Origin of the sequence: Sneathiella sp., assembly GCF_041689005.1 — a bacterium.
In the GTDB taxonomy this organism is placed as follows: domain Bacteria; phylum Pseudomonadota; class Alphaproteobacteria; order Sneathiellales; family Sneathiellaceae; genus Sneathiella.
Map to the genome: position 1 here is coordinate 1 of NZ_JBDNHC010000143.1, position 7,617 is coordinate 7,617.

Annotated in this window: 13 protein-coding genes and 1 pseudogene; 10 read left to right on the forward strand and 4 right to left on the reverse strand. The window is 48.0% G+C overall.

The annotated features are described in order from the left end of the window. The 10 genes and pseudogenes from ACESNI_RS15935 to ACESNI_RS15980 all read left to right on the forward strand — a co-directional run. Positions 1–533, forward strand: a pseudogene (locus ACESNI_RS15935) (hypothetical protein); the annotation flags it as partial. 169 nt (positions 534–702) lie between these two features. Next, positions 703–1,047 carry a RyR domain-containing protein gene (locus tag ACESNI_RS15940; protein ID WP_373088787.1) on the forward strand — a complete coding sequence of 115 codons (345 nt, stop codon included), beginning with the start codon at positions 703–705 and terminating at the stop codon, positions 1,045–1,047. Between the two features lie 12 nt (positions 1,048–1,059). Then, positions 1,060–1,278, forward strand: a complete 219-nt coding sequence (locus tag ACESNI_RS15945; RefSeq protein ID WP_373088789.1) for a hypothetical protein — start codon at positions 1,060–1,062, stop codon at positions 1,276–1,278. A gap of 19 nt (positions 1,279–1,297) precedes the next feature. Continuing rightward, a complete protein-coding gene (locus tag ACESNI_RS15950) occupies positions 1,298–1,642 on the forward strand; it encodes a hypothetical protein (protein ID WP_373088791.1) in 345 nt (114 codons plus the stop codon). After that, positions 1,639–2,232 (forward strand): hypothetical protein, encoded by a 594-nt coding sequence (locus ACESNI_RS15955; protein ID WP_373088793.1) that lies wholly within the window; start codon positions 1,639–1,641, stop codon positions 2,230–2,232. Before ACESNI_RS15950 ends, ACESNI_RS15955 begins: the two co-directional genes overlap by 4 nt. Continuing rightward, positions 2,232–2,411: a hypothetical protein gene (locus ACESNI_RS15960; RefSeq protein ID WP_373088795.1), complete on the forward strand. Its 180-nt coding sequence runs from the start codon at positions 2,232–2,234 to the stop codon at positions 2,409–2,411. Before ACESNI_RS15955 ends, ACESNI_RS15960 begins: the two co-directional genes overlap by 1 nt. Continuing rightward, positions 2,404–2,640, forward strand: coding sequence for a DUF6440 family protein (locus tag ACESNI_RS15965; protein WP_373088797.1), 237 nt, complete (start codon positions 2,404–2,406; stop codon positions 2,638–2,640). Before ACESNI_RS15960 ends, ACESNI_RS15965 begins: the two co-directional genes overlap by 8 nt. After that, positions 2,633–2,872: a hypothetical protein gene (locus ACESNI_RS15970; RefSeq protein ID WP_373088799.1), complete on the forward strand. Its 240-nt coding sequence runs from the start codon at positions 2,633–2,635 to the stop codon at positions 2,870–2,872. Before ACESNI_RS15965 ends, ACESNI_RS15970 begins: the two co-directional genes overlap by 8 nt. After that, positions 2,865–3,074, forward strand: a complete 210-nt coding sequence (locus tag ACESNI_RS15975) for a hypothetical protein (RefSeq protein ID WP_373088801.1) — start codon at positions 2,865–2,867, stop codon at positions 3,072–3,074. The genes ACESNI_RS15970 and ACESNI_RS15975 overlap by 8 nt, the downstream gene beginning before the upstream one ends. Then, a complete protein-coding gene (locus ACESNI_RS15980; RefSeq protein ID WP_373088803.1) occupies positions 3,071–3,310 on the forward strand; it encodes a hypothetical protein in 240 nt (79 codons plus the stop codon). The genes ACESNI_RS15975 and ACESNI_RS15980 overlap by 4 nt, the downstream gene beginning before the upstream one ends. A gap of 29 nt (positions 3,311–3,339) precedes the next feature. On the opposite strand, the gene ACESNI_RS15985 is transcribed toward ACESNI_RS15980, so the two are convergent. The 4 genes from ACESNI_RS15985 to ACESNI_RS16000 are packed head-to-tail and all read right to left on the reverse strand — an operon-like array spanning position 3,340 to position 7,241. Beyond that, on the reverse strand, positions 3,340–3,495 hold the full coding sequence (locus tag ACESNI_RS15985) for a hypothetical protein (protein ID WP_373088805.1): 156 nt from the start codon (positions 3,493–3,495) through the stop codon (positions 3,340–3,342). 8 nt (positions 3,496–3,503) lie between these two features. After that, positions 3,504–4,454: a restriction endonuclease subunit S gene (locus ACESNI_RS15990; RefSeq protein WP_373088807.1), complete on the reverse strand. Its 951-nt coding sequence runs from the start codon at positions 4,452–4,454 to the stop codon at positions 3,504–3,506. Beyond that, entirely contained in the window at positions 4,447–6,297 is a 1,851-nt protein-coding gene (locus ACESNI_RS15995) for a class I SAM-dependent DNA methyltransferase (protein WP_373088809.1), read from the reverse strand. Before ACESNI_RS15995 ends, ACESNI_RS15990 begins: the two co-directional genes overlap by 8 nt. Further along, positions 6,294–7,241 carry an IS1595 family transposase gene (locus tag ACESNI_RS16000; protein ID WP_373088811.1) on the reverse strand — a complete coding sequence of 316 codons (948 nt, stop codon included), beginning with the start codon at positions 7,239–7,241 and terminating at the stop codon, positions 6,294–6,296. Before ACESNI_RS16000 ends, ACESNI_RS15995 begins: the two co-directional genes overlap by 4 nt. Positions 7,242–7,617 lie beyond the last annotated feature (376 nt).

Genomic DNA, 7,617 nt, shown 5'->3' on the forward strand with positions numbered 1-7,617 from the left:
CGCAAGACGCTACTGAATATGTTGCACACTCAATGTCATCTGATGCCGAAGAGTCCGCGGTAACGGTCGAAAATTACGAACCCGTATTTCTATCCAGCAATGCAATAACCCTCTCCGGTAGGGTCCAGATCATCCTTCGCTTCTACGGGGACGCGACGGAAATCCATAAGAATTTTGATTTCGTCCATTGCACAAATTATTGGACATCCGGTAACGGCGAACTTGTCCTCAAGGCCGATGCGCTTGAGGCTTTGCTGACGAAAGAGTTGCGGTATATCGGCTCCCTTTATCCGATTTGCTCAATCATCAGGCTGCGCAAATTTATCAAGCGAGACTTCACGATTAATGCCGGTCAAATCCTGAAAATGTGTTTTCAGATATCCAAGCTTGACTTGAGCAATCCCTCTGTACTTGAGGATCAGTTGACGGGCGTTGATGTGGCCTATTTCCACGAAGTTATTCGTAAAATGAAAGAGAAAGAAGGCCCTATTTCATCTGCCTATTTGACTGAAATTATCGATCGTATGTTTTAACTAACACCGGCAAACCACCTTTCGCCTCCCATGGGGGTCCGTGCGGGGATTACCAGAAAGCAGTAATGCGAAAGTCAATCGCGGAGAGGTTTGCCGGTTCGGTGTGTTACTCCGTAAATTACTGCCGGGCTTAGGAGCCCACCGTACATTCAATTTTTAGGAGGAAATTATGAGTATCAAAAATATAGCCAAAGTCTGCCATGAGGCGAACAGGGCTTATTGCCAGGCGATTGGCGACGACAGCCAGTTGCCTTGGGATGACGCCCCGGAATGGCAAAAAGACAGCGCCGTGGCCGGGGTTGAGTTTATCATCGACAACCCCGCGGCCGGACCGTCGGCGTCACATGAAAGCTGGCTGAAGCAGAAGACCGCAGAAGGCTGGAAATATGGGGCGGTTAAGGATCCTGCGGCAAAAACGCACCCCTGCTACGTGCCTTACGACGAGCTGCCGGTTGAGCAGAAAGCCAAGGATTATATTTTTGGCGCCATTGTCCGCTCGATGCTTGAAACGTAAGCGAGGTCCTCGATGAAAATCAAAACCGTCATAACCCAAAACCGTCGTGACTTCACCGCAATTTTTGAGTGCGATCACTGCGGCCATGAAACGAAGCCGCTCCGGGGATATGACGATGCACATTATCACGGCAACGTCATCCCCATGATGAAATGCACTGAATGCGGATTGGCGGCCGGGGATGATTTCCGCCCGCTGGCGACAAAATACCCGGAAGGCCAGCAGGTTTAACTCAACAAAGGATTTTAAAATGGAACTGTTACTTAGATTAAACGAGGCGGACAACCGCATCAGGGAGGCCGTCGAAAAAACGGAATCAATCCAGCAACAATTGTTCGGGAACGTTCGCCCGGGTACAAACGAGAAAGAAGCGGAAGGCAAGGCCCACGCTGTTTTCCCGCGGATCAGCAGTAGTGCCGATTCAATCTGTAGATTAGCCGATCGGCTCCATGAAGTTCTTGATGCAATCAATGAAAGTCTTACTCCCGTCGAAAGTCGAGATCAGGCAATACGTGATATCGCGGAAAGCGCCAGGGAAGACCGGCAGAATGTCCCGTCACCACCATACGGCCCAATGTATACAGGTGCGGAATGACCATCCTCTACACCCTGCTTTTCGCACTGGCCGGCGCGCTCCTATACCGTCTGCGCGGCGCGCCGTGGCTCGACTTCCTGCACCGCCCGATCAAGCAGATGCTGTATTGCGGAGGATGGGGCGCTGTCGGCTATCTGCTCGTGCCTGAATGGTGGTTCGTCCTGCTTGCCTATGTTGCATCGGTCGGCGCGGTTTCCCTCGGACATGGGTCGTATATGGATCTTGGGCATACAGTGAAACCGCAAGACATAGACGAAAGGCCAGTAGGCTGGATACTGAAACCTTTCGCCAAGATGGTTGGGATTGATCCGACAACGACACTCTATGACGCGATCGGCCTGACCCTCAATGGCATCCTGATGACCCTGCCCTTCGCAATACTGTTCTGGTGGCACGGCGACCTGGCGGCAGGGTTTGTCATCTTCGCGGCCGGTGCGTCCAAGACGCTCGCCTACTATATTGGATGGTCGCAATATCACAGGCTGAGTTTCGGCAAACGGTCTCCGGGGCCTACTGAAATCGGCGAATGGCTGACCGGGGCGTTCCAGTGGCTTGCCTTCGCGACAGTCTACCTCATGGGAGCATCATAATGGCGACGAAAAAAACAGAAGGGCTCGCAGCGTACCGTGGCATCAAGGGGTTTGGAGACAGGTTGCAAGCCATTGCCGCAGCAAACAAGGAAATGCGGGCGGCGTTGGAACTTATATCCGGCGGCGTTGTAAACCCTGCTCGCGCGGCTCGGGATGTGTTGGGGAAGTTGGATGACTAATCCCCTGCATTTGGCCGCTGGATTCCTTCTTGGCCTTATTCTTTACAGAATATTTAATTATGGGCTTGGCTTTAAACGAGACGCAACAGACGGCACTAAAAAGCGGCCAGGCTTAATCATACTCACGGACCACGGGACAGGCGTTCAGTATGTGATGAATTCGCTTGGCGGGATGACGGTTCGGGTTGACGTTTCAGGTAAACCAATGACGGGAGGGCGGAATGGTTGAGTGGAGAAAAGGCAAGGGTGCAATCGAGACATCCAAGGTACACGACTGCCTCTTTACCAATGTTATTCCCGCAAGGGGGAAATCTATCGCCGCAACAATAACCACAAATTCATTTGACGACGGAGGTTATTTGAAGGGCGAAGTGTTCGGAACAGTAGCCGAAGCCAAAGCATGGTGCATCACCGAGGCCCGCAAAATCCTTACAGAAGCATTGGAGAAGTTGGATGAGTGACGACATCAAATATCCTGGACTGCACGTTTCTTATTGCTTTCGGAAAAAAGACGGAAACAGCGGATTTGGAAACAGCTTTTTGTCAGCGACTATCTACCCAAAAACGCACGAAGATATTTTTAGTGCGATAGAGAAGATTGAAGAATTAACCGGATTTGAGAGCATATCAATAGTCGCATTTCAGGAGTTGAAAGGGTCATGACTGATTGGCAGCAATCCAGCGACGGCGGCTGGCACAGGTACGTAGGACCGTTGTTTTGCAGCATAAGCCCGAAGCGGTATCCGGATGACAGCCACAAGGCGGAATTTATGCATACAAACGGCGTCATTATGCATCCTACCGTTGTCGGCGATTACGACGAGGGCAAGGCGCTGTGTGACAAGATTGGGCTGGCCTTCGGGCGGTCGATTGTGAACGGGTATAGGAGGAAGAAATAGGGAATTATATACGAAACTAGACACGTCGCCTAATTCGGTTTCTTCTTTGGCTTCTTTTTCGCCTTCTTGATTTTTTTATCCGCAGCTTTGAACATCGCTTTTGCAATGTCCTCGGGCATGGCTGGTATCTGGTCCATTTTGTTTTTAATTGGACGGCCTTTTTGGGGGGCTGTTTTTTCAGTCATTATTTCGCTCACAAACTTGCACTATATGGTAGTGTTTTAACATAGCTTTCCATGAAATCCCAATCGGGCTGACCATCGCTTTTTGTTGGTAGTCGAATGATTGATTCATTCATTCGACTCAACCCCCATTTTCTCCCATAGTTAAAGCGATATTTTTCAGCCCGGAACAGGGGAAGCATAAAAATGGCAATATACTTATTCAGGGGAAATTTGGGCTTTAATACATGAACGTCTTCCGTCGAGGAAAATGGCTCAACTTGGTAAAAGGCCTCACCAACACTTCCATTGCGATTGACAGTAATCACATTCCCATTGTGTCGAGCTTTCTCGGTTGTAAACCCAGTCAGTCCGTTGTTTTGATCAGTTGAGGTAATGAACGGTGTGTCGCCATGCCCGGTCAGTTTGGATTTTCTTGGGCCTTTGCCCCGCTCAATATCGAATATCTCATCATATCGGAAACCCTTCCAGCTTCCAAAATCCAGCGCTACACTATGATCAGACGAGGCCTCCATGTTGGGTGCTTGGATTGAGGTAGCATTGACCCAGTTAGGCAGAGCAGAGAATGGTGGCACTAGAATGTCATCAAACGTCTTATTTGCTTCACGACCATGCGAGGTATAACGAAATCTGTTTCGCGCAATTGCTAAACAATAATATATTTTTTCATTGAACGACATCTGCTTCAATGGCCGCAATACTTTAATATTCTGTCCAGTATAAAATTCTTCTGGTTGGACAAATGCAGACAACAGATATGTTCCGCCAAGTGTGGCAGTTATCAGACCGGCTTCATACGGATCTACGCCCGAAATAGCTTCAACTTTGGTATCCACGCCAAGATTGGCAGAGGTTCTTGAGACAAAATTTGTTCCTGACCGGCACTCACACATTTTGTTCTTATCGAGCTGATTGCCATACTCGATATGAAAAAGTTCCTTGAGCTTTACAGGTTCAACCATGGGTCACCTTAAACGCGATGTATCCCTTAAGCACTTTTTCAAAATCATTCTGGCTAATACTTGAATAGTCGGTTTCCATATAGGCTTCAGCACACCATTCATCGGAAGCCGAAACAGCCTTGAGAACACTTAGACCCGTCTTTCCTTCACGATTCAGATAAGCCTCAAGCCACTCCGCCTTGACCGCATCCCACTGCCCCTGATTGACTCTTCCCACATTCTTGGCTTTGCGAAATCCATCGTCTTTGAAGTATCCAAAGAACGTCTTGTAGCCCGCTGGGTGGGGACTGTGAGCCTCAAATATAATGATGCAGGTGATCACACCGACTGGGTGGAAAAGATCGTCTGGCATCGAGAATACGCCTGTCAATTTATGCTTTTCAAGCAATCGCTCTCTTACCAAAACAGCGGCGGCACTGGATGATGTCACGCAGCTCATTTGGACGATTGCAGCACAACTCCCACCCTGTTGTAAACAGTCCAAAGCTCCTTCAATAAACTCTAGCTGTCCATCCTCACCCACATCATATGGCGGATTCAAGAAAGCCACTGTCGGCTTGAGCGTTTTAATCTTTGCTACGTTTAATGGTGAGAAAGAATCGCCTTGATATATGTGCGACTTTCCATCGCTACTCATCATCATGTTGGAGCAAGCGAATGTAAACATATCCGTGCGCTTCTCGATGCCAATAAGCTGGTTCTTTTTTATCGCCGTTTTTTTGCTAACGTCATTAACAGCCAGACCGACCATCCGTTTCATGGAAGCTATCAAGAATCCGCCTGTTCCGCAGCAACTGTCGTAAACCGTGTCGTTTGCATTAAGGGCAACTATGTCACAGAACAATTCAGTTATATGTTGCGGGGTCAGAACCAGCCCTGTCTTCTTGTCTGTTCCCGCATATCGGATAAATTCTCGATAGAAGCGGCCAAGAACATCATATCCTTTCTCACCCATTGATATTAGAGGAAGGATAGATTTTTCGAGCCGTTCAGTCAGATCACGCAGAACATAATTGTCATCTTCTGCTGTGGCCTTTTTCTTTTTGATTTGATCCGACTTAGCAATGTCGTGATTTTTTATTTTCTCAAATTCGCCTAGCATGGATTTGACGCGATCAGCGTCAATTTCATTATCCTCTAGCCAGTTACCGATGCCGGTAATTATAGCCTTTGCGACGCGCGCGGGCGTCGGCTTCATCTCTTTGGACGAAGCTACTTTTTTGTATGATCCTTTGAAGGCAGGGTTATGGAGAGCTAACAAAATCGCACTAACAATCGTGCATCGCTCGTATTCAGCTATCGAATAATCATTCAGATCATTGTTCAGATCAATAGCGGTTTTCGTAATCTCCGCGCTTTCGATATTCTGCGCTTGCGCCCCCCCGCCTAGATGCTCGATATATGAAAATATATCCAGAAGTTTGCCATCTTCTTCTTTGACTTCTGTTTCACCCTTCTTCTGGTAGAATGATGAAATTTTCAGTTTTTTGGAATTACTCCCGCTTACCGCAATTGAAATGACATTATATTCGGATGATAGGAAGGCTGAGTAATGGAGCGCACCGTCAACAGCAAAACCGGACGGATCATCTCCCAATACGCTTCGATGAGCTTTGGCATCGGCTTTGCACTCAACTACGATTATGTCATCGGGAAGCGCGGGAAGGCTGATTATAAATTCAGGGTATCCCGATTTACCCGTCATATTCTTGGATGCTTTAGACAAGCAGGTTCTGGCTTTTGCAACAGTCGTTTTCTGTTCATCAAGACGAATAGCGCCAACAAGCGGATCATTCTTGAAATGCTCTCGCACAAAGTCCTCGGTGATGCGCTCGTTTTTCATATTGCTGCAACCAGATCATCATAGCGAAGTCGCTTGCCGTCTAAGCCCTTCGCAAGAACAGTCATTTGAGCAAGCGTATCAAGATCGCGGACATTGTGGCGGCCTGCAAATTCGGTCACATAGCGGGTAAGGTGCTTCTCGCTCATTTGGTGATATGTCCCTTTGTAACCACGCTTGAGCATCGCCCAGAAGCTTTCAATGCCATTGGTGTGAACCATTCCAGCAACATATTCGCCAACGCTATGCTTGACTGATTTATGCTCATACGCGCCTGCTAGGCCGATATAGCCCCTATGCTCATCCGTAAAGACAGAAGATTGGGCTTCGACATTTTGGACTACAAAACCTTGCAAGGTTGCAGCGTCGGTTTTGGTGATTTTATGGGCGCGAATTTTGCCGCCGCGTTGCTTTGCTCCAATGACGGCAACCTTGCCAACTGCGCCGCGTCCAGCATTCAAACGCTTGTTACGGTGCTTGTTCTTTTCCTTGCCGCCGATGTAGGTTTCATCAACCTCAATTTCGCCATCCAGCTTATCACCACCTTCAATCCAACCTTGGCGGATTTTTTGGGCGAGCATCCATGCTGTCTTTTGCGTAACGCCAAGATCGCGATGTAGTTTCATACTGGATACGCCTTTGAGACTTGTTGACATCAGGTAAATTGCGATAACCCATTTTTGCAGTGCAACCTTGCTCGACTGCATGACTGTTCCGGTTTTTACGCTGAAATATTTCCGACAATCGCCGCAATGATAAGGCATTGGTTTCTCATTTTTTACAACAGACGTTTTGACGCTTCCGCAGTTTGGGCAATGACGGTCACCATCCGGCCATCTGATATTTTCCAACCAACTTTTGGCGGCTGTTTCATCAGGAAACATCTTGAATAATTCTAGAACGCTCAATCCTTTGCGGTCGCTGCGTCCCGGTGCTTTCTGCGTCATTTACCTGCCCTCTGTTTCTGTCTATTTATATACATTAAATAGGTACTAGGGGCAAGCGATTTTGTCTAGTTTCGTATATAATTCCCTATTAATGCAGCGCAGGACCAAGCGATTTCGGACTTTAAGCGCGGATTATCTGCGTAACGCCAACTTGTATAATGGCGTCAGTGCAGGCCGGAGAAAATATTTGGGGGCCTGTGCATTATAGCCGCTACGGACGCCCGTGGGCCTTCGACGGTCGATTGCTAATAAATCAAGTAAAATTATAACTCAAAATATAACTATCCTATTTTTTCCACCGGCTTTCCGCCGCCTTTCGAAGGCAGGGTGTTCAAAGCCTCTGATCGTAATCGCGACCTAATCAACATCACAGCAA

What these genes read in the sequence shown, in the direction of transcription:
- ACESNI_RS15980 (WP_373088803.1), top strand. Translation starts at nt 3,071, where the DNA reads ATGACTGATTGGCAGCAATCCAGCGACGGCGGCTGGCACAGGTACGTA.
- ACESNI_RS15970 (WP_373088799.1), top strand. Translation starts at nt 2,633, where the DNA reads ATGGTTGAGTGGAGAAAAGGCAAGGGTGCAATCGAGACATCCAAGGTA.
- ACESNI_RS15975 (WP_373088801.1), top strand. Translation starts at nt 2,865, where the DNA reads ATGAGTGACGACATCAAATATCCTGGACTGCACGTTTCTTATTGCTTT.
- ACESNI_RS15955 (WP_373088793.1), top strand. Translation starts at nt 1,639, where the DNA reads ATGACCATCCTCTACACCCTGCTTTTCGCACTGGCCGGCGCGCTCCTA.
- ACESNI_RS15940 (WP_373088787.1), top strand. Translation starts at nt 703, where the DNA reads ATGAGTATCAAAAATATAGCCAAAGTCTGCCATGAGGCGAACAGGGCT.
- ACESNI_RS15985 (WP_373088805.1), bottom strand. Translation starts at nt 3,495, where the DNA reads ATGACTGAAAAAACAGCCCCCCAAAAAGGCCGTCCAATTAAAAACAAA.
- ACESNI_RS15945 (WP_373088789.1), top strand. Translation starts at nt 1,060, where the DNA reads ATGAAAATCAAAACCGTCATAACCCAAAACCGTCGTGACTTCACCGCA.
- ACESNI_RS15965 (WP_373088797.1), top strand. Translation starts at nt 2,404, where the DNA reads ATGACTAATCCCCTGCATTTGGCCGCTGGATTCCTTCTTGGCCTTATT.
- ACESNI_RS16000 (WP_373088811.1), bottom strand. Translation starts at nt 7,241, where the DNA reads ATGACGCAGAAAGCACCGGGACGCAGCGACCGCAAAGGATTGAGCGTT.
- ACESNI_RS15960 (WP_373088795.1), top strand. Translation starts at nt 2,232, where the DNA reads ATGGCGACGAAAAAAACAGAAGGGCTCGCAGCGTACCGTGGCATCAAG.
- ACESNI_RS15950 (WP_373088791.1), top strand. Translation starts at nt 1,298, where the DNA reads ATGGAACTGTTACTTAGATTAAACGAGGCGGACAACCGCATCAGGGAG.
- ACESNI_RS15995 (WP_373088809.1), bottom strand. Translation starts at nt 6,297, where the DNA reads ATGAAAAACGAGCGCATCACCGAGGACTTTGTGCGAGAGCATTTCAAG.
- ACESNI_RS15990 (WP_373088807.1), bottom strand. Translation starts at nt 4,454, where the DNA reads ATGGTTGAACCTGTAAAGCTCAAGGAACTTTTTCATATCGAGTATGGC.